9 protein-coding genes are annotated in these 21903 nt (G+C 34.4%); all 9 read right to left on the bottom strand.

From position 1 onward, the window contains the following. Positions 1 to 421: 421 nt before the first annotated feature. Positions 422 to 2023 (bottom strand): family 43 glycosylhydrolase, encoded by a 1602-nt coding sequence (locus NYQ10_RS17215; RefSeq protein ID WP_289877453.1) that lies wholly within the window; start codon positions 2021 to 2023, stop codon positions 422 to 424. 267 nt (positions 2024 to 2290) lie between these two features. Next, positions 2291 to 3262 carry a family 43 glycosylhydrolase gene (locus NYQ10_RS17220; RefSeq protein WP_289877454.1) on the bottom strand — a complete coding sequence of 324 codons (972 nt, stop codon included), beginning with the start codon at positions 3260 to 3262 and terminating at the stop codon, positions 2291 to 2293. 10 nt (positions 3263 to 3272) lie between these two features. Then, positions 3273 to 5963 (bottom strand): glycoside hydrolase family 2 TIM barrel-domain containing protein, encoded by a 2691-nt coding sequence (locus tag NYQ10_RS17225; RefSeq protein WP_289877455.1) that lies wholly within the window; start codon positions 5961 to 5963, stop codon positions 3273 to 3275. 6 nt (positions 5964 to 5969) lie between these two features. Continuing rightward, entirely contained in the window at positions 5970 to 8291 is a 2322-nt protein-coding gene (locus tag NYQ10_RS17230; RefSeq protein ID WP_289877456.1) for a glycoside hydrolase family 127 protein, read from the bottom strand. Between the two features lie 3 nt (positions 8292 to 8294). Then, positions 8295 to 10736 carry a beta-L-arabinofuranosidase domain-containing protein gene (locus NYQ10_RS17235; RefSeq protein ID WP_289877457.1) on the bottom strand — a complete coding sequence of 814 codons (2442 nt, stop codon included), beginning with the start codon at positions 10734 to 10736 and terminating at the stop codon, positions 8295 to 8297. A gap of 380 nt (positions 10737 to 11116) precedes the next feature. Beyond that, on the bottom strand, positions 11117 to 14554 hold the full coding sequence (locus NYQ10_RS17240; RefSeq protein ID WP_289877458.1) for an RICIN domain-containing protein: 3438 nt from the start codon (positions 14552 to 14554) through the stop codon (positions 11117 to 11119). A gap of 510 nt (positions 14555 to 15064) precedes the next feature. Then, positions 15065 to 17086, bottom strand: coding sequence for a beta-L-arabinofuranosidase domain-containing protein (locus NYQ10_RS17245; protein ID WP_289877459.1), 2022 nt, complete (start codon positions 17084 to 17086; stop codon positions 15065 to 15067). A 112-nt stretch (positions 17087 to 17198) separates the two neighbouring features. Beyond that, positions 17199 to 18812, bottom strand: a complete 1614-nt coding sequence (locus NYQ10_RS17250; protein ID WP_289877460.1) for a RagB/SusD family nutrient uptake outer membrane protein — start codon at positions 18810 to 18812, stop codon at positions 17199 to 17201. A 10-nt stretch (positions 18813 to 18822) separates the two neighbouring features. Continuing rightward, positions 18823 to 21846 (bottom strand): SusC/RagA family TonB-linked outer membrane protein, encoded by a 3024-nt coding sequence (locus NYQ10_RS17255; protein WP_289877461.1) that lies wholly within the window; start codon positions 21844 to 21846, stop codon positions 18823 to 18825. Positions 21847 to 21903: the final 57 nt, after the last annotated feature.

Here is a 21903-nt window from a genome sequence, read left to right on the forward strand (position 1 = left end):
AGAGATTATAATTTTTTAAGACTGGACAAAAAATTTCATTCTTTCTCGAATTAGTCTCAATTCAGAGATTTTAATTGAAAAGACTTCTATTAATGTCTATTTTTTTTAAACACATAGTCCCGAAGCTTCGGGATAGTTTTGCTTTGTGTGCAAAAGGCGTTTCACTTGTTTAAACAAACATAGTTGGTGTCTCTCGTATTCAGAGCAGTTTGTCATTCCGAGGAACGAGGAATCTCCGCAAGTAGCTCCGTAATCATAGTCGATAATCTTTGTCGAGCTTCTCGTGGAGATTCCTCGTTCCTCGGAATGACAACTTTGAGGCTATGTGTTAGAAACTAGTTTCTTTTCATCACCTTTTCAAACAAAAAAATCTATCCCGAAGCTTCGGGACTATGTATTAAAAAAAATCTCAGCGTTTCATTTAATTATTCTTCACATCAAAAGAATTAAAAATTCCGAAACTGGTTTCTCCTTTAGCAACAATTCCAATTCTATATCCCATTCCCCATGGCGCATATTTATCTGGATTAAAACTCAAAGCTTCAATTTTTATCCAATCCGAATTTTTCTCTTTATAATAAAATTCCAGCGTTTTGGCTTTTTCTAAAACATTCATTTTCAATTCTACTTCACCAGAAAAACTTTTATCAATCTGTTTTAAAACTTGATATTCATTTTCTAAATTATTAAAAATCTTAATTCCGTTTTTAGAAACCGAGACGCCAATTCCACCCAATTCTCCAGGCCAAGTACTTTTGTAAATGGCTCCGCCCAAAGCAATTCCAGTTTCTGTATTGGTAATTTGCAAAGAAGTTTTTACTGTAAAATCAACCGATTTAATGTATTGACCTAAAAAAGTTCCAAGATTATGATTCTCATTTGAGGCTTTCAATTCTAAACCATTTTTAAAACTCAATTCTGGTCTTTCTTTTTTTGAAGGCCATTGCCAAGCCAAATTCAGTTTTTGATCTTTTTGAAAATTATCATTAAAATCCAATTCTGATTTTGGTCGATTTGCCGTGATATTATTTCGTAAAACTGGCCAACCATCTTCGCCCGCAACCAATTCTTCTATTACTCCTTCGCGTCCAACATAAACATCATAATCCATATTAAAAGCATGATACAGCATAAACAATCTGCCTTCTTCGGTCGTAATAACTGTTCCGTGACCTGGACATCTCCATTTTTCATTGCTAACCATAATTGGGTTTTGCGGATATTTTTCCCAAACACCACTTTCTAAGCTTTTAGTTCTTGCAATTCCTGTTTTATAATTACATCTCGCGTCGCAACAACCGCCAACGGCGTATAAACTATAAATATAATCTCCGAATTTAAAAAAACATGCACCTTCAACAAGCGCCGTTTCCCAAGGCTGACTGTTGGTATAAACTTTCTTTTTTGTTCCTAGTAATTCAGTTCTAGTTTCGTTGATTTCTTGCATCCAAATCCACGATTCTTTGCCGCAACCGTTACCGTCATTTTTCCAGAAAGCATATATTTTGCCGTTATCTTCCATTTCAAAAGCATCAATCGCACCGCAATCATCTTCTATAATTACTGGACCATTATCGATAAATTTACCGGTTTCTATTTTAGAAGCATCAATCCAAGCTGTTCCGCATTGCAATCCCGGATTTCCTTTTGTATTTCTATTGTGAGCCGTGTAATATGCGTAAATTTTATTCTGTTTTTTATCGTAAGCCAATTCCGAAGCCCAAAAATTATTTTCGCCCCATTGGTCTTTCATGTCTTTAAATCCGTTTGGAAAAACATGATTAATAAGTGTCCAATTTTTCAAATCTGTCGATTTATAAATCGTAAAATAAGGAGCCCATTCATTGGTAGTTGAAGTTGCGTAATATATATTTCCAACTCTAATAATCGAAGGATCTGGATTATCGCCAGGCAATGCCGGATTGACTAATTCTAAAGGTTTTGGATTGGTTGTTATAATTTGCTTTTTACTGCCGCATGAAAATAAAAGCAAAGCAATGAATATGTAGAGTATATTTTTCATTATATTTTTCATTATATTTTTTTAATTGTTGAGTGTGTTTTTAAACACATAGAAACATAGATTTTTTTTGCTTTTGAAAACGTTATGGAAAGAAAATAGTTTCTAAGATATTGTCGATACTAGATAACTTTGTCAAAGTTTTGAACTTTGACAAAGTTTGACGTAAAGTCACTTACTCGAAACTATGTTTGTTTAAATAAGTAAAACGCCTCTTCAACGTTTGCAAAATCTATGTTTCTATGTGTTTAAAAAACACTCAAATGTTATTTATTGTTTTTGAATAGTAGGCCAATCATCATTTTTCCATTTTAACTTTAAGTTGGATAAATACCAAGATTTTCCGTCTTTGGTATTATTTCCTTGATAGAAAAGCCAATATTGTCCTTTTTGATCTTTGAAAATATCTGGATGACCCGATTCTGCCGAATTCCATGTTCCAGATTTTCCGTTTTCTAGAAAAGGTTTCACGCCATTTCGTTCCCAATGAATTCCGTCTGTGCTTCTTGCAATGCCAATTTGCTGTGGCCCGTTGTTGTAAGCGCCAGCATAAAACATATATAAATATTTTCCTTTTTTGACGCAGGAAGCGCCTTCAACGCAGTTTTTTTCCCAATCTAAGGTGGGTTCCATTACAGAATTATTGGTTAATTGCGTCCAGTCTTTTTTATCGAAATTGGTTTTGATTGGTGCCGATGCAACTCCTTGTTTCTGAATTTTATAAGACGTATCTCGAGTAGCAAAATACAGAAAATACTTTCCTTGAAATTCTATCACTTCAGCATCAATCGCACGTCCGCAAGTCCAGTCTCCTGTTGGACTGAAAATTGGATTGGATTGATTTCTTGTAAAATGAATTCCGTCTGTTGAATAAGCATGACAAATGGCGTCTTTTAAGCCATTTCCATACGTTTGATAAAACAAATGAATCGTATCGTTTCGTACTAAAGCACCTGGTGCGCAGAGTCCGTTTTTCTCATATTCTGCTCCAGAATTAATTTCGCCTTCTTTTCTCCAGTCTTTTAGATTATCGCTTTTTGCAATCCCAATATGCCAGCCCGAAATTTCTTTTCCCGGAATCGAATAATACATCCAATAGCTTTTCTTGAAAAAAACTATTTTCGGATCTTTAGCAACTGGGTTTCCAGACGACGTATCTGTAAAATACATTTCGGGCTTTTCTTGAGCGAAAGAAGAAATCGTAAATGCAAAAAAAACAAAGATTAAGAGTATATTTTTCATTTGTATAATTTTAAAAAATTCTTTTTAGTTCAATTCCGTTCAAAATAGTTTTTCCAGTTTTTTGTTTAAAATCTACTTGAATTCCTTTACCGTCTTTTACGAAAATTGTAGTTTTTATATCAACTGCTTTTTCTGGTTCGAGATAATTATTATTTCCAAAATTTTCTAGAAAAAGCTGTTCATTAACCAAAACATCAAAAACTCTGAATGCTTTTTCTTCTTTCTGATTTTTCTCTGTTAAATTATAAGCCAGAGCTTCTCTGGTATTTCCTGAAATAAGTTCGGCAAAATATAAAGTCAATTCGTATTTTCCGTCTGGAACATCAAATTTAAAAGCTTCAATTCCTTCTCTTTGTGTTTGATAAATTGGATCATTTTCAGTTCCTTTTATCAATTTATTTGTTCCGTATGGAATTAGCGGATTTCCAGACATTTTATAAATTTCACCGCCAACATAACCCCAACTCCCTTTTGTATATGCTTTTTCTGGAAGCCAATTTTGCTGTGTCAGTTCATCTGTATATTGTCTTTGATCTCCTAAATTAACTCTAATATTTTCGAAAGGATATTTTGTGCTGTTTAAATTCGGTGCATAAATGGTGAAATGAATTGACGCAAAATCTTTTACACTTTCGTTTGAAGTCGAAAACGCTTCTACAAAATTATTTCCATTTTTGAACGGAACTTTAAAAATCGTTGAACCTTCTTTTATCTTTTGACTTCCTAAACTTTGCCCATTAATTTTTAAAGTAACTTCTTTTTCATTCGAAAAAACTTCTAAATCTTGATAAAAAACAGATTCATTTTCTAAACTCAAAACTCCAGAACGATTTGTCCAGTTTTTCGAACCAATGCTTACAACTGGCTTTTTCAGCAATCTAGCCTGATAAAAATAATACGCATCTTTCGGAATTCTGTCCCAAGAAATAATTCCTTTATTATTCATATGCGGCCAACTTTCGGCTCTTCCTTCCGAATTAAATTCAACTAAATTCCAAATTGTACCTCCCGCAACGTAATCGATATTTTCAATAGCATTTAAATAATGTTTATGATAAAGCATCGCATAATCCATTGTTTTATCAAACTTCTGCGGATTATCAGCACGCATTCTTCTATCGGCATCGGCACCAAATTCTGTAATTACCAAAGGTTTGTCTGGCAATAATTTATGATGTTTTTCAAGAAAAGTTTCTAAACCGCTAAAAACGCCATCGTACCAACCGTAATATAAATTCCATCCCACAATCATTGGAATTTTTGTTAACCCGACCGAATTGTACAAGTCAAAATTTCCATGATTGGGAAGCATTGTATAACGAGTTGGATCTTCCTCTCTGGTTGCATTTTCCAGTTTTTGTGCCAAAGCAGCGACATTTTTATAATACGTTTGTCTTTCAGCCGATTTTTCATCGTATCTCGGACGTAGCAAAACTTCGTTCATATTTGCCCAAACAATCACACTCGGATGATTAAAATTCTGGCGAATCATTTCGCGCTGCATTTCAATACTATTATCTTCAAAAGCTTTCGTTTCTGTAATTCGGTTTACTTCTGGAGTTTCTACCATTGCCAAAAGTCCGATTCTATCACAAGCTTCTAGAACCGAAGGATCTTGTGGATAATGCGCGATGCGAACAAAATTGCCTCCCATATCTTTAATGAGTTGCATATCTTTTTCTGCCAAAGCATCTGGCAACGCATTAGCCAAATCTTTATAATCTTGATGTCGATTTGCTCCAATTAATTTTGTTGGTTTTCCGTTTAAGAAAAAGCCTTTATCTCCGCTAAAAGAAAACCATCTAAAACCAATTGGTGCAGAAAATAAATCTAATTGCTCTTTAGTTTTTTTATCCGAAATAACAGCAACCAATTTATACAAATAAGGTTCATCTGGTGACCATAATTTTGGGTTTTGAATTGGCTTTGAAAGCTGTGAAAACGCTGTTTTAGAGTTTGGGTTCAAATTTAAACTAAAACTTAAAGTAGAAACTTCTATATTATTTTTATCCAATAATTTAGTTGTAATAATTATTTCTTTTGAAAGTTTGGAGTTATTTTCAATATTTCCTTCAAGTTTAAATTTAGATAAAGTACTTGAAACTTCTGGAGTTGTAATAAATATCCCTTCAGAAGCATAGTTTGTCATATCAAAATGAACGTCGTTTGTTGCAATTAAATAAACATCGCGATAAATTCCTCCGTAGAATGTAAAATCAGCATCCAAAGGCGGAATATTTTCGTTATAACTGTTATCTACTTTTACTACAATTTGGTTTCCTTTTTCAGGATTTTCGAATTGAAGAAATTCATTTATAGGAAAACTAAAAGCGGTGTATCCGCCAATATGCGAACCTACTTTTTTTCCGTTAATAAATACCTCAGTAGTCTGACTTGAACCTTCAAAATACAGATAAACCGATTTGTTTTTCCAATCTGGATTTACAAAAAGAGTTTTCTTATACCAGCCTTCGCCACGATAATATCCCCATTGGTCGTCCATGACATCCAATTTATTCCAGCTATGCGGTAAATTGACATCTTCCCAAATCACAGTTTTGGAATTTTCTAAATCAGCCAAACTTAATTTCCCTTTGTAAAATTGCCAATTCGAATTAATGGATTGCTTTATTTTTTCCTGACCAAATCCAGCCACGAAACAAAATAGACTTAAAAACAGTAAAATCTTTCTTTTAATCATTTACATTTAATTTTCTGGTTTTACCAATCTGCAATCAAATAATCCGCCCGCTGTATTTTCCGGATCGGCAGCAAATTGAATTGTAATCTGGCTTTTGTTTTTTAATAAGTTAGAAGGTATTTTGTACGTTTCATCATAAAACGAATTTGGCTTTTTAGCCTTTAAAACCTCTTTTGCAATTTCTACATTATCAACTAAAATTCTAAAGGATCTTTTTCCGCCATCACTTCCAAAATAAGTGCAAATAAGATTCGCTTCTGCGCTATTTTTGGTATTCATTATAAAACTAAAATAACCGCCATCGCGCGCGTCTCTCCAGCGCATATTTTGAAATTCTCCTGTAAAAGTATTTTTACCTTCAAACTGATGATCACGTTCTGGTTGCATTTCGCCAATTCTAAGATGATCTAAAGTTCTGGCTTCTAGCGCTTCTTCTTCCAATCGCTGTTTCTCAAAAACTTCTTTTTGGATTTTCCATTCGTCTGTCGAAAACTTATCCCAATATACCATATACCTATTGTTAGTTATAGAATACAAAGGCATTAAAGGTGTTTTTTGTGTATTATCTAAAGAAAATCTAAGCTTATTTTGATCACTTATATTAATCCAATTATTGATATCATTTTCATTCGAAACCAAAACTGGAATTTCTCTTGCCTTTATCGTATTCGTTCCTAATTCTCCAGCCAAAACTACTGGACCATAAAGCATTGCTACTTTATTTTGATTGTCTGGCATTTCTTGCTTATGAAGATGCATTGGCATTGTATATTCAATTATATCGCCTTTTTTGAGTGTATTCGAAATCACAAAATAACTTCCCGCATTTAGAGTTCCTTCAATTTTTTTCCCGTTAATTTTTACTGAAGCATTAGAAGTCCATTCAGGAACACGCAAATAGATTTTATTTTTGAAATTTCCTTCTTCAATAGTAAAAGTCACTTTATCATTTTCAGGAAAATTTCCAGTTTGTTTGATTTTCAATCCTTTTTCTTTCCAATTTAAAACTGATGGAATAAATAAATTAATGTACAAATCGCCCTCGCTTCCTTTTGCATAAATGGCTTCGCCGTATTTAGCGTGATTTTCCATTCCCGTTCCAGTGCAGCACCAAAAAGAATCGTCTGGAGTTCCAAAAATCTTTTTTTCTCCAGATTTTAGCGGAAAGTAATATAAAACCATCCCGTTTTCTGGATTTAATGACGGCAAAATATGATTGTAAATCACACGTTCGTAATAATCCATAAATGAAGATGATGGATTTAATTTATATAAATGCTCAGTCAATTTAAGCATATTATACGAATTGCAAGTTTCTGTAGTATTTGTACTTAACTGATTAGCCAATTTATCACGTTCACCAAAATGCTCATAATTACTGTTTCCACCAATTACATACGAATGGTGATTTACCACTTCTTTCCAGAAAAAATCTGAAACGGTATGCATTTTTGGATTTCCTGTTAATTCGTAATCTCTTGCCGTTCCAATCACTTTCGGGATTTGTGTATTAGCATGCAATCCAGCCAATTGATCTTTTTGGTTTTCTAGCGGAATTAAAACTTTTTCATGATAAAATCGTTGAGATAAATCCAAATATTTTTTGTTTCCAGTAATTGCATACACATTTGCCAAAGCTTCGTTCATTCCGCCATGTTCACAATCCAGCATTTTCTGAAATTGTTCTTTCGTTAGATTTTTAAATTTCACGTCAATCCAATCTGAAAAAGCAACGGCAATTTCTTTGGCTTTATTATTTCCTGTATACGTATAAGCATCAACCAAACCTGCCAAAACCTTATGCTGCGTATACCAAGGCACCCAACCTCCGTTTAAATCAAATCCTTGCGAGCGAATATTTCCAGCGGCAACTTCATCAAAAATTTTATCTCCGTCTGGAATTGCGCCGATATATCCCGTTCCTTTCTTTTTCTGGCATTCAGACAATTCACTTACAATATAATCTGCACGATCCTTAAATCTATTATCTCCAGTTGCTGCGTACATCAACGAAACTGCTGTAAGGTAATGTCCTAAAGAATGTCCCGAAATTCCTCTTGCCTCCCAGCCTCCGTAAATTTTGCCTTTCGGTGAAAGCCCCGAAAATTCCCTAAATCTCGAAAGCAGACGATCTGGTTCTAGTGCCAAAAGATAAGCGCCATCTTTATCCATTGCATTTTTGAATTTGCTGTCTAAAAGACGTACTTCGTTTAACTGAAATAAATCGGCCTTGTATTTTGCTTTATCTTTTACGGCAAAACCTTGCTGTGCTTGAATTCCGTTACATGCGAGAATGATTGCTAAGGTTTTAAATAAGCTTTTTTTCATGTTTTAATAAAATAAATATCCTTTAAACTTCGAAATATCTGAAGACAATTTTAATCCATATATTGCTCCAGCGGTGTGATTTTCTGGAACTTTGAAAGTAATTTTAAGCTTCTTTTTTCCTTTCAAATTCTCTGGCAATTCAAAGCTTTTCTCATAATATTGCAAAGGCAGTTTTTCGCCTAAATCTTCTGTGCTTAAAAGCTGATCATCGGCATAAATCGAAATTCCGTTTCCGTTTGAAGCGCTTCCCCAGAATGTTACAGTCAGAAATTGCTTTGAAGCTTTTTCATTTGATTTTATTTCATACGAGAAACTTTCATTTTTTGAAATACTTCTTCCGTAACGATTGTTTTCCCAAAAATGCCTGCTATCTTTTTCTAAAATTCGGGTCGAATTACCAGCTATTAATTTATGATTTTTTTCGTCTGATTCTGAAGAAACATCAATTTCATCGCTTACAACTTTCTGACGTTCAGTAATTTCTTCTTTCGAAAACATTTTTAAATAAACCGAATAACGCTGATGATGTATTTTATAAAACGGAATTAAAGTGATCTCGTTAGATTTACCATTCAAAATCCCTGCGCCTTTTGTTTTAAACTCTAGTTTTTTTCCTTCAACAGGAACAATCCATTTATTAATATCTGTTTCTGAAGATAATAAAGACGGAATATCATTTTGAGGCGTAACCCAAGAATTATACTGCATAGCATAACTTACCAAATCACTTCCTGGCATTTTATCTTTTCCTAAAGCTGCCGCCATTACTAGCGGGCCTCTCATAATAGTAACTAAATTAGGTTCGTCTTTAGATCTTTCGATCCAGAAATTTTGAGGCATTTCAATTTTAATTTTGTCTCCTTTTTTCCAATTGTTTGAAAGTTCAATGGTTTCGCCTGGTTTTCCTTTAAAAGAAACTTCTTTATCATTAATCCAAACCTTTGCTTTTCCTGCCCAAGAAGGATAACGAACAATCAATTTATTGCTAAAAGATTTATTCTCATTGATTTCTAAATGGATAATATCTTCTTCTGGAAAATTTGTTTTCAAGTTGATTTCCAATCCTTTTTCTTCCCATTTTAAAGTCGTCGGAATAAATAAATTTACAAATAAATCATTGTTGTTATGAAAGAAAACCGATTCACCATATTTCGCATGATTTTCCATTCCGGTTCCCACACAACACCAAACTTTCTCCAAATTATAACCATCGCTGTACGATTTAAATCCGCCCGGCATTAGAGAAGTATAATATGTCACGCCGCCAGAATCAGGATCTTGCGAAGCCAAAATGTGATTGTAGAGTGCTCTTTCAAAATAATCTAAATGTTTCAAATCTCCCGAAACTTCAAAAGCTGTTCTGGCTGTTTTCAGCATATTGTAAGTCGCACAAGTTTCATCAGATGTAAAACCTAAACCTTTTGTTTCGTCGCCGGGCTGAACGTAACGCTCGTAACGTCCGCTTCCGCCAATAACGTGATTGTGGCTTGTATACATTTGATCCAAGAAATTAAAAGTCGCGTCTTTGCTGACTTTATTTCCGTCCAATTGATATTGTCTTGCCGTTCCTGCAAAAGTCGGAACTTGCATATTAACGTGTCTTCCGTACAAAACATCATTTCCTAAAGCGGTATTTAAAATCACTTTTTGATGGTTGAATTTCATCGAAGCTTGCATGTATCTTTTATCGCCCGTAAATGCATACAAATCGGCTAAAACTTCATTCATACCGCCGTGTTCAATATCGAGCATATCATCAAATAAGTCTGGATTGGCTTTTAATGCAAAATCAGCAATTCTAGAACCTTCATTTTTAAATAATTCGAAAGCAATTTCGCTATTGCAATAAATATAGCAATCTCTGTAAGCTGCCAAATCTTTGTGAACGACGTACCAAAAATTCCCCATTCCGCCCCAAGGATAATTGGTTTCATCTCCTCCGTCTAACGTAATTTTTCCGTTTGACAGATCGTGCAATGGATTATCCCAATTTTTTCTTCCTAGAATATAATTCTGATCGGGATTATTTTTATTGATAATTTCAATTGATTCTTTTAAAGAAGCCATCATATAATCGACTCTTTTCTTGTATTCTAAATCACCCGTTTGTGCATACATTAAAGCGATTCCTGAAATATAGTGCGGCATTTCGCCCGGTCTGGTGTTTTTTGGCTGATTTGAGCCTTGATAATCTTCAAGTAAAGGAAGATTGGCTCTTTTTCGATATCCGTTTAGCATTCGATTTACATCCATTCCTAAAAGGTATTTTTGGTCAACTTTCATTGCATGATAAAACGGACTATTTTCTAATAATCTGGTATCATTTAATGGAAAATCTTTCCAAACAATCGGACCTGTTTCTTTGACAATATATTTGTTTTTTTCTTGTGCCGAAATGCTAAAAGCACTCGAAAGCAAAAGTGCCGTAATAAGATTCTTTTTCATCAAAATTTATATTTAACAGTTTTGTGAGATTGGGGTTCTTTATGAAATTGAAAACGCTCGTTTTTAGAGCTCTCAAAACTTCAAATAAATTAAAATTAGCTCCAATTTATCCGTCTTATTTTCCCATTTTTTAGTCCTTTTGTACCAAAAAAGACATTTTTTAAAGTATTTCATCATTTATATTTCTTACTGCTTTATTCTTTCCGAAAACCGCATTGTAGAAGGTTTTTTCAATAAAAAAATTATAGATTTTATACTGTAAAAATTCAATCAAAAAGTTTCAGTCGCTTCTTTTTATCAAATTGGAATTAAAATCGATTAAAAAACAAAATCCGCAAGTCGAAACTCACGGATTCAGTTTAAAAAAAGTGGTTTTATTTTTAATTCAGAATGATTTTTTGGGTCGAAATTTTACTTCCCGTTTTAACTTTCATGATGTAAATCCCTTTTGGAAGATCATTTAAATCTAAATTGATCGAATTATCAATTCCATAAGATTTGTCATAAATCTGTTTTCCGTTCATACCGTAAACTTGAATCTGTATTTCTTCTTGCGGATTTGAAACCAAAACATTCACAAGTCCTTTTGTCGGATTTGGATACACCGTTATTTTAATTTCATTGTTTTGAATCTCAACTTCATCAACAGCCAAAACTTCTTCTGCTTTTCCTGGTTTTCCTAAAACGCCTTGTCCATTGTCTAATTTTACAAAAGTCCATTGTTGTGTCGTTTGTTCATTAGAATCTAATTGTCCTAATTGTGCACCATTTGTTGTGCTAGAACCTGGAATTTCTAACGCTTTTCCGCTTAGACGGTTTATCATTTTAAAATAATTTCCAGAAACGGGAACAATACTCCATTGCTGATTACTCGTATTGGCATAATCTCTTTGAGTTGCCAAAGCGCCATTTGCTGTAGATGAACCAGCGATTCCAATAGTTTTATTAGAATGTAAAGCGGTGATTTTGTAGTAACCGCCAGAAGTCAACTCCAACTGAAACTTCTGATTCGTTCCGCCCAAATCATCCCATTGTGAAACGGCTGCATCGTTATTTTGCGAAACTCCAGCAATATCAATTACTTTTCCGCTATTACGGTTTACGATTTTGTAAATTCCTTTAGAAACTGGAGTTGTGGCATCGCCAATTTTCTCAAAATTCCATTGCTGATTACTTAAATCGGCATAATCATTTTGGGTAACCAAACTTCCGTTTATCGTTCCAGCTCCCGTAACTTCCAAACATTTACCGCTGTGATTGTTAACCAATTTGAAAGAACCATTGCTTAAACTCACAATTCCCCATTGCTGATTTCCGCCGTGTACATAATCCCATTGTCCAACCGATGCATCATTCGCGGTAGACGAACCTAAAACATCAACCGCTTTATTGCTGTGAACGGCGTAAATTGCGTAAGTTCCGTTTCCAATCGCCTCAACTCTAAATTTTTGATTTGCTCCGCCAACATAATCCCATTGACTGAATAAAGCACCATTATCATTTGATACTCCATTCACATTCAAACTTTTACCAGAATGACGAGCGGTGATTTTATAAATTCCTCCTGAAATAATATCAGAATCGTCTCCAGGTCTTGCGCCATTATAAGAATTCAGAACATCAATTTTATCAATATTGACACCGTTTGTTGCTCCTAAAATTTTGATTGTATTCGCTCCCTTGTTTAAATCTAAAGGTGCTTCAATATAATTTTGAGAAAATGCCGTTGCTAAACCTGTATCCATGAATTCAACATTTCCAATATTTACTCCATTCAACTCTAAAACCTGTAATATTTTAGCGCCTGAATTTGCATAATAAATACGAATTACTTTTTCTCCTTTATAATCAGAATTGACATTAAAAGTAACTGAAGCACTAGAAGATGTTAACCCTGTAATATAATTTGTACCGCTCGCGGTTGCTGATGTTGCCGAAGTAACTCCGCCCGCTAAAACCGCACTTTCTGCTTCATAAGTTGTTATCGGAATTGTCGGAACTTCTGTAATTACAATATCATCGATATTACACCATTTGCTTGCATTTGTGGTTGGAACCGCATGAAGTCCAACATTTAAAGAAGTATTTGTAGCCCCTGTTTTTATATAAAGATATTTGTATGGAAAAGCTGTTAAACCATTTAAAACCGAAGCATAAACATAAGTACCTCCATAATTTTCGGCAAACAGACGCGCTTCTCTTCCTGCCGCACTATTGATTCTGCCTTCTATTTTATAAGTTGTATTGGGTTTTAAACCTGTAATTGTCTGATACAATTTTGCTTCAGCCGTATTTGAATCTGTAATTACAGTTCCTTTAAATAACCCTGTTGCTGCTAAACTAGCTTTTGTTGTTGCATTATATTGTTTTTCAGCCCAAATGGTATTGCTACTTCCAGCCGAATTCCAAGTATTCCAGTTGGTTAAATCGCCTTTTTCGAAGTCATAATTTGCAGAAGAAATTTTAGCAATACTCGTTTCATTTTTAATAATGTATGAACTTCCCGTTACAATTCCGTCATTTGCGCGTAAAATTCGTTCTGCATTTCTTTGAAATTGTGCAGCCAAATCTGTGAATTTACTATCTCTCGGAAAGTCTTTGTGCATGTGCAATCCGTGAGCTGTATCGTTGATCCAAACTCCTGTTCCGTTTTTGTAAATATGATCTATAAATTCCTGTGGAGTTCCTGCCATTCCTTTAATGATTCCCATCATTCCGCAGACATTTGCAGCGGTACAATCACCGTCACCACCAGCTAATGAGCAGATTTTCAAAGTTTCCATATAATCATTTTGTCCATATAAAATGGCTAAAAATCCCGTTCCGTGGTTTGGATCGCTTAAAAGCATGATTTTATCATAACCAACAGCGTAAAAATTACGGTATTTTTCTGTCCATAATTCACGAACTGCAGCACGCCAATCGTTAGGGTATTTTTGATGCAAAGCTACGGCAACATCATACATACCTCGAATCCAGCTATTTCCTGGAACAACTTCCATCGATTTTTGAAGCACCACTCTCGCATCGGTTTCAAAATAAGCAATTGCGTGTGCAGCTGCCCAATATTGTCCCCAAGTCAATGCTTCTCCTTGTCCTGACATACTTGAAAATTTCTCTACATATTCAGCCGCTTTGTAAGGCAATCCGGGAAAATTTGCGCCCATCATTTCGTGTTCGATATAACATTCTGGAAGCCAATGACCGTTGTTGCCATTTTCTCTTTTTCCGAATAAAGGCGCGATTAGATTTTTGCTTGACAATAAACCAAGCGCATCTGCGGTTCCTCCAAAATCTCTCAAATCATGATCAATCCATTCTTTTCTAATATCTTGATACGTTACAGAAGGACCAAATTTTTCTAAAATATGTTGATTAAAAACTTCAACATGCTGATCGTCATCAGAATAAATTTTACCGTCTTCATAATTAGAAAAATAATTGAATTCGTCTTTTGTAGTTCCTCCTAAAGTTCCATTCAATAAAATAAACCAACTGTCTGGAAGTCCTAAAAGTGGTTCAACTGGCTGTTTTACCGTTGCGCCTGCCTGATAAAATCCGTCGGGAGTATTGTAAACTTTTAAGTATTCATAACCTGTTACAACTCCGCCGCAGCTTCCAATTAACATAGCTAATGTTTTGTCGTAATACTGTGCTTTTGTGATTGTTTTTGTTTGCGCTGAAATCAAATTGATTGTCAGTAAAAAAACAAATACAAATGTGAAAATTCTAAAATTTGATTGTCTGTTTTCTTTTCGGGAAAGGTGGTTCTTTTCACGAAAAAGAAAAGACAGATTAAAAAGTAATCTTCTTTTCATAATGGTTTTTATTTGGGTTAATAGATTAGTAAATAGACTTCTAAGGTAATTTTTAACCCAAAAAACAAGTATTCGAATTGTCTCACAATGACGACTTTTCGTACCAAAAACAATAAATTCTTATTTCTTTAATGATTTCCTGAATCAACTAAAAAAATCGCAAACGATAACCTAACTATTTGCTTTTTCAAGATAAAATGAAAGGCAATTTCATTATTGGGAAAGCTTCAGAGAAGCGAAATATTTATAGCAAAACATATACAACAAAAATATAAAGCTCCGGAGGAGCGACACGAATTTAAATTATAAAAAATATGCCGCTCCTCCGGAGATTTATTCCGTTCGTGTTATTTAAATTCTATAAATATTTTACCCCGCTGGGGTCTTTGGAATAATTTTAAACACAATAAAAAAACCTCGCAAAATAATTTACGAGGCACTCCAAAAAATAAAATAATAAAAAAATTAAAATCTTCTGATTTCCTTTAATAGTTAAAATTCAAATTGAGATTATTTCACCAACGGAAAAGCTACAATTCTCAATTTTGTAAAACCAATTGGAACTAAAGTAATCGTTTCCTGAACGTTATTTACATTTCCTTTGTAAACGCCGTCTCTTCCTGAAACGGGAAGATAAGCCAAGCCATTAACTGCTTTCCAATCTGGAATTTGTTTTGATTTTATCGAAAGTTCAATTGGTGCGTTTGCTAAATTCCATTTAAAATTTTCTTTCAAACCCAATTGTTTAACTTCGACATCTTTATCTAGGTTTTTAACTGATTCTTCCAATAAACCGTAATTCCAATTTGAAGTTGAGCTTAATGTAAAATATTCTCCTTCTTCTTTTTGAGTATCTTTTGACCAATTTTCATTCATTTTTAAAGCATAAACCAATGGTCCTCTTTCGATTACCTTCGAATTATCTGCCCAAGAAGAAGCATTTACTTTCATTGGAAGTTTTAAAGTTAATTTGTCTTTATTGTTCCATTTTCTATCTAAAGTTACAATTCCGTCTTTTGCTGTAAAATCAACTTTTTGATTATTGATGAAAATCTCAGCGTTTGTACACCAACTTGGAATTCTCAATTGAAAAGGAAACTGAACTGCTTTTTTCATTTCCATTTGAAAATCAATGTTTTCATTGAAAGGATATTGTGTATTTTCTGTAATTGTAATTTTTTCATTTTGAGTTCCAACAGTCGTGGAAAGAACATTCGGACTGTAGATTAAAGCTGCAATTCCGTTGTTTTTATTTCGATACCATAAATGCTGTGTAAATTTTGTCCAGCCTTGATGCATGTTGGCGTAACAGCAAGTATAACCGCTTCGAGCTCCTAAAACATTATTCATTTGACGGTCAAAAGGAAGTGAAAAAGCGTAAACACCACGCTGAATTTCAATCTGATTTGCCATCTGAAAATATTGTTTTTCATTATAAGAATCAGTAGTTTGCGAAGGCATTGCATTGAAAGTAGCTCTTTCTAAAGCATCCATATACGAAGTTTCTCCCGTAATTCCGATAATATCTTCTAGCGAATACATGGCTTCTACAATGGCGCAAAGTTCTGTTCCTTGTGTTGGCGCATTTCCGTGTAGATCTTCATCGGCAGAAAAAATTCCGTTTGGAAGTCCGTGAAGTGTCATTAAATCATTAAAACCTGTTTTTAGATTTTTCAAATAAGTTGAATCTCCGGTTCTTAAATAGTTTTCTGCTGGTTCTTTTAATGCCATTGCAACGTTTACGCCGTGTCTTCGCATCCAATGTTCTCCATTTGGATTTACCGCTGCGGCAATTACCCAATCTCTATTTCCCAGCCATTTACTCCATTCAAAAGATTGCTGTTTTATTTTTTCGGCCAAAGCCAAAAGATTTTTGTCTTTGTTAATCGTATAAAGCCATTGTACAATCTGAATATTTTCGCTTCCGCGTGAAGCCGACCAGTCCGTCCATTTTCCAATTGGAGATTTATCTAAAGTTTTCATCTGATAATCGAAAAATTTTGTCATAAAAGGCAAAACTCTCTTATCATTTGTTGCGGTATAATATTGCTGAATCACTTTTAGCATGACCATTTTTGGCCACCAATCTTCTCCTTTATCACTATTTTGAACATCGACTTTATTTCCCGTTTCACGTTCCCATTTTGTAATTGGTCCAAAATATCCAGAAGGACGCTGATTGTCAATTGTCCAGTTGATATATTTTAAAACTTTTTCCTTCAAAGCTTTATCATCAATTTGATACGCCAACGGAACAGCGCCATCTAACCAATATGGCGTTTCTTCCCAGCCATCTCCTTTTCCGCCAAGCCAACCGTTATCATCTTGGATTTTTTTATAAGTTTCATCAATATGTCCAGTCGAATTATGAGACATTACCAAAAGCTGATCTTTTAACCAACCGGAAGGTTTTATTTGTCCAAGCGGAATTTCATCAAAAACTCGATCTACATAGGCTGGCGTTTTTGTCTGCGCATTTGAAATCGCACAAAAACAGGCAAATACCAAAAAAGGAACAATTTTATTTTTCATTTTTTTTCTTCTAAAATTATAAAAAAATAGCTTCTGGAATTAGCTCACAATTCCAGAAGCTTCACTAATTAAGCTAACCAACCAAAAAGTTAACTAAAACTAACATAAAACATTAATATCCTGGATTTTGTACCAGTTTTGAATTCTTTTGCAATTCCTGTTGCGGAATCGGATAGATTTTCAAATAATCTTTATTTGTTTTTTGATGCGCAAACCAAGATTTTGTAAAGAAAGCTCCGAAACGAATCATATCCTGACGACGACGACCTTCTTGGTTGAATTCCCAAGCCAATTCGTCTAAAAATCTTCCGTATTGAATGTCTGCTCCACCTTCTACAGTTACTGTCATTTTATTATCGGTAACGCCATAATTGTAAACGCTTCCCAATAATAATTGTGCTCCAGTAACATTTGCTTTTGATGGATTACTGCTAAAACTTCTTGCTCTAACTTGAGAAACAATTGTTGCCGCACCTCCAGAATTTCCTGTACGTAACAGCGATTCTGCTTTCATCATTAAAACATCTGTATATCTGAAGAAAGGCACATCATTATTCATGTTTTGCTGAATACCCAATTCGATAGAATATTTATTGATTTGATATCCGTCTAATTGCTGGCATAAATCAATATTTGGCATTGTATTTCTTAAGATGAATGGTTTTCCTGCATCAGATCCGTAACCAGCTGTAAGCGGTTTTCCGTCATATCCTGATTGCAATCCATATCTAAAACCGTAAATTAAACGGTCATCTTGCGGATCGAAAGAGTTGATGAATTGAGGTAAAACGCCCATTCCGCCCCAGCCTCCAACATTGGAGTTATATGTAGCACGTTGAGAATCCCAAGAACCTAACATCCAAAATTGCAATCCTCCAGCTTTTACTTCATCGTAAGGAATTGCCCAAATAGTTTCAGGAGAATTTTCATTTTTCGGACTAAAAGCATCTCTAACCGTTGCCGCTAGCGCAAATTTTCCAGAAGCAATAATAATATCTGATTCTTGAATACATTCATTATACATTGGAGTTCCTGTATAAACTTCTGCATTTAGATACATTTTTGCCAAAAGCGCGTGCGCACCCCATTGTGTAAAACGTCCGTAAGTTGAAACTCCAACTGTCTGACTTAAAGACGGCATCGATTCTTTGACTTCATTAATAATAAAATCAAAAACCTGCTTACGTGTTTTTTGTTCAGGTAAAAAACCTGGCTCTACAATAAAACTGGTTTGAACAGGAACATTTCCGAACAAATCACAAAGCACGTAATAGTAACTTGCACGAACCATTCTGATTTCGGCAATCAATTGTTCTTTTCCTTGAGAAACCGGAATTTGTCCGCTTTCTACTTGGTATATAATTTTATTAGCTTGAGCAATTCCGCCGTAGGCTTGATTCCAAACCGTTTGCAACTGAGGCTGAAGTGAAGTCCAAATATGCTGATGAACCTGTTTGTAAATTCCGCCATCTACCCAACCGTTCGGGCGTCCTGGATAAATGATTTCGTCTGCAGCTGTTTCCTGCATTTCCCACCAACCTGGTCTGTTGGCGTATAAAGTTCTCCATTGCGTATAAGCTGGTCCAATCAAAGAAGCCAAATCGCCTTCTGATGGATTAAACTGATCGTTTGCAATTGTACTGTACACATTATCATCTAATTCTGTACATGAATTAAACATAAAAAGAGAACATGCCAGTATTGAAAGTATTGTTTTATTTTTCATGATCTTTTAATTAAAATGTAGCGCTAATTCCTAAAGTGTACGTACGCGTAGTTGGATATTTATCTCTATAATCGTTTCCTGGAGTTACTCCTTCTGGCGATAATTCTGGATCTAAACCTTTGTATTTTGTAAATAAGAAAGTGTTTAAAGTTGATCCGTAAATTCTGAAAGAATCAAAGAATTTGAATGTATTTCCTTTGAAAGTATATCCTAAAACAATGTTGTCAATTTTCCAGTAATTTCCATTTTCGATGTAATAAGAATTGTATTTTTCAGATTCTGTTAAAACTGCTTTTCCAAAAACTGGATCTAAAGCCGTTTTTAATCTGTTACGTTCAACGTTTCCGTTTTGTTCATAAAACATACGGTCAAAGTTTAAGATTTCGTAATCAAAAGCGCCACGCATTGTAACTGTAAAATCTAGGTTTTTATATTTTACTGTATTATTGAAAGCTACATTGTATTTTGGAATACCGTTTCCTAAAACCTGACGGTCGTCATTTGTGATTTTTCCGTCTTTATTTAAATCATCATAAACCCATTTTCCTTGGTCTGTAATATCGATAACTTTAAATCCGTAAAAATTTCCGACTGGCTGCCCTACTTGTAAACGGTGTGTACTTTGCTGAATTGGCTCTCCTGTTGAACCGAAATCTGCATAATCATTTGCTGATTTGTAACGAGGATCATCACTAAAAGAAACAAATTTATTTTCGTTGTAAGATCCGTTGATTTGCGCATTCCAAGTCACATTTGCATTTTGAATTACATTATAACCTAATGAAACCTCGATTCCTTTGTTATCCATAACTCCGGCGTTTGCAAAAGTAGTTCCCACTAAATTTGGCGGTTGAGGCACTGGGAAATTGAATAATAATCCGTCTGTTCTTCTTTTATAAACATCGATTGTTCCTGTAAATCTGCTATTGAATAATCCGAAATCAAGACCAATATTTGTTTCTTTTTTCTCTTCCCAAGTCAATCCAGGATTTGGATTTTGGAAAGGAGAAAGTGTCTGCACAAAATTTCCATTATAATAAAATGAATTATTTACACCAGAAAGTCCCAATTGAGAAAGTCCCAAATAATAACCTCCAGGCGCTGCTCCCGTGATTCCGTAACCAGCTCTAATTTTCAAGTTATTAACCCAAGTAACATTTTTAAGAAATTCTTCTCTATCTAATCTCCATCCTCCAGATACAGCCCAGAAAGTTCCCCAAGGATTATCTGAACCAATAAATTTAGAAGAACCTTCACGACGAACAGTTCCGCTTAAAAGATATTTACCAGCATAATCATAATTTAAACGAGCAAAACCACCGATTAAGTTGTATGAGTTTTTGTAGCTTGTCGCAAATGGAGCTCCATTTAAATACGTTAATTTTCCTGTTGGACCAAAGTTTGTCGCCGCACCCATATTGTTGTACGTAAAATAATCTGTAGCAAAATTGTACGCATATTGCGAACTGCTTTCATATTCTGTATCAAAATAACTGTAACCAACTAAACCGGTAATATGATGTCCTGAACCAAACGTTTTTTCGTATTGAGTTGTAAAATCTAACGTTTGGTCAATAAATTCTTCAGAACCTTTATTTGCATAACCATTTAAACCTCCTAAAAGATTTGAAGAGTGGAATTTATTTTCATAATAACCTCTAGTAGTATTACTTGTAACGCGTCCCATACTTAAATTGAACGTTAAGCCATCAATAGGTTTAAAAATTAAACCTAAGTTAGAACGTGTTCTGTGTGTTTTACGTTCTCCTAAACTGTTTTTTAAATCAGCAACTGGATTAACAAAAATCGCAAAGTTCTCATAATAATCTCCTGCATAATTTGCTCCTTCAGGTTTTAAAACTGGTGCAGTTGGATTTGCAATAAGAGCATTTCTGTAAATTACTCCGTTAAAACTGCTTCCAACACTGTTTACATTCAGAACATTATCCTGATTGTTGATTCCTAAAGTTACTTGCAGTTTATCATCAAACATTTTATGATTTACGTTGATGTTTGTGTACAAACTATTATTGTCAGATCCCATCATAATGCCTTCAAAAGCACGATAATTTACAGAACCGTAATAATTGGTTTTGTTGTTTCCTCCTCTTATCGAAAGATCATAAGTTGTACTGATGTTTCCTTGTGTAATTTCATCAATCCAGTTTGTGCTTGCGCCTTTATCTGAAGCTGCTGGAATAATTCCTTTTTTAATAGCATCTCGATATTCATCAGCAGTTAAAAAATTTGGAGATTTTACAATTGTCTGTGTAGAAGTAGTTTGTTGGAAACTAATTTCAGGTTTCATATCTTTTTTAGTTCCTTTTTTGGTTGTAATCAATAATACACCATTATTGGCTCTTGTACCGTAAATAGCCGCAGCAGAACCATCTTTTAGAATATCGATAGTTTCAATATCTTCTGGAGCAAAATCTTTTAATCCGCCTGGAATTCCGTCAATTAAAATAAGCGGTGGCGTTGGATTACTAATACTTGAAGTTCCTCTTAAGAAAATGGAACTTCCAGAATCTGGATTTCCGCTGCTGCTTGTTACTGTTAAACCTGCCACTTTACCTTGCAAAAGCTGTCCGACATCTTTTACTGGAGCTTGCACAAAATCTTCTCTTGTTACGTGAGCAACGGCGCTGGTTAAATCACCTTTTTTCTGAGTTCCGTAACCTACAACCACAATTTCATTCAATTTCGCAGCTTCTTCTACTAATTTTACGGTTATGTTTTTTTGGTTGTTAATAGTAATTTCTTTGCTTTGGTAACCGATAAAACTGATAACTAAAATTCCGTTTGATGGCGCTTTGATAGAAAAATTTCCATCAAAATCTGTAGACGCTGTAGTTTTGGTTCCTTTTACTAAAACATTTGCTCCTGGTAATGAGAGACTGTTCGAATCAGTGATTTTTCCTGAGATTGAAATTTCATTCTGAGCATAACCGCTGGCAGCACAGAACAAAATGGTAATAAAAAGCGATAAAGCCCTAAAAAAGCTCAAGCGCTGTAATCTAATACTGTTTTTCATTGATTTTTCATTTTGGTTAAATAATAAAAATTAATAGTTAGTAAAAATTGCATCATA

This window comes from Flavobacterium johnsoniae, assembly GCF_030388325.1.
Taxonomy (GTDB): Bacteria; Bacteroidota; Bacteroidia; order Flavobacteriales; family Flavobacteriaceae; genus Flavobacterium; species Flavobacterium johnsoniae_C.

Bases quoted from the DNA above. Each gene is read 5' to 3' on its own strand.
- NYQ10_RS17215 (WP_289877453.1), bottom strand. From the start codon at position 2,023: ATGAAAAATATACTCTACATATTCATTGCTTTGCTTTTATTTTCATGC.
- NYQ10_RS17225 (WP_289877455.1), bottom strand. From the start codon at position 5,963: ATGATTAAAAGAAAGATTTTACTGTTTTTAAGTCTATTTTGTTTCGTG.
- NYQ10_RS17255 (WP_289877461.1), bottom strand. From the start codon at position 21,846: ATGAAAAACAGTATTAGATTACAGCGCTTGAGCTTTTTTAGGGCTTTA.
- NYQ10_RS17220 (WP_289877454.1), bottom strand. From the start codon at position 3,262: ATGAAAAATATACTCTTAATCTTTGTTTTTTTTGCATTTACGATTTCT.
- NYQ10_RS17235 (WP_289877457.1), bottom strand. From the start codon at position 10,736: ATGAAAAAGAATCTTATTACGGCACTTTTGCTTTCGAGTGCTTTTAGC.
- NYQ10_RS17240 (WP_289877458.1), bottom strand. From the start codon at position 14,554: ATGAAAAGAAGATTACTTTTTAATCTGTCTTTTCTTTTTCGTGAAAAG.
- NYQ10_RS17245 (WP_289877459.1), bottom strand. From the start codon at position 17,086: ATGAAAAATAAAATTGTTCCTTTTTTGGTATTTGCCTGTTTTTGTGCG.
- NYQ10_RS17230 (WP_289877456.1), bottom strand. From the start codon at position 8,291: ATGAAAAAAAGCTTATTTAAAACCTTAGCAATCATTCTCGCATGTAAC.
- NYQ10_RS17250 (WP_289877460.1), bottom strand. From the start codon at position 18,812: ATGAAAAATAAAACAATACTTTCAATACTGGCATGTTCTCTTTTTATG.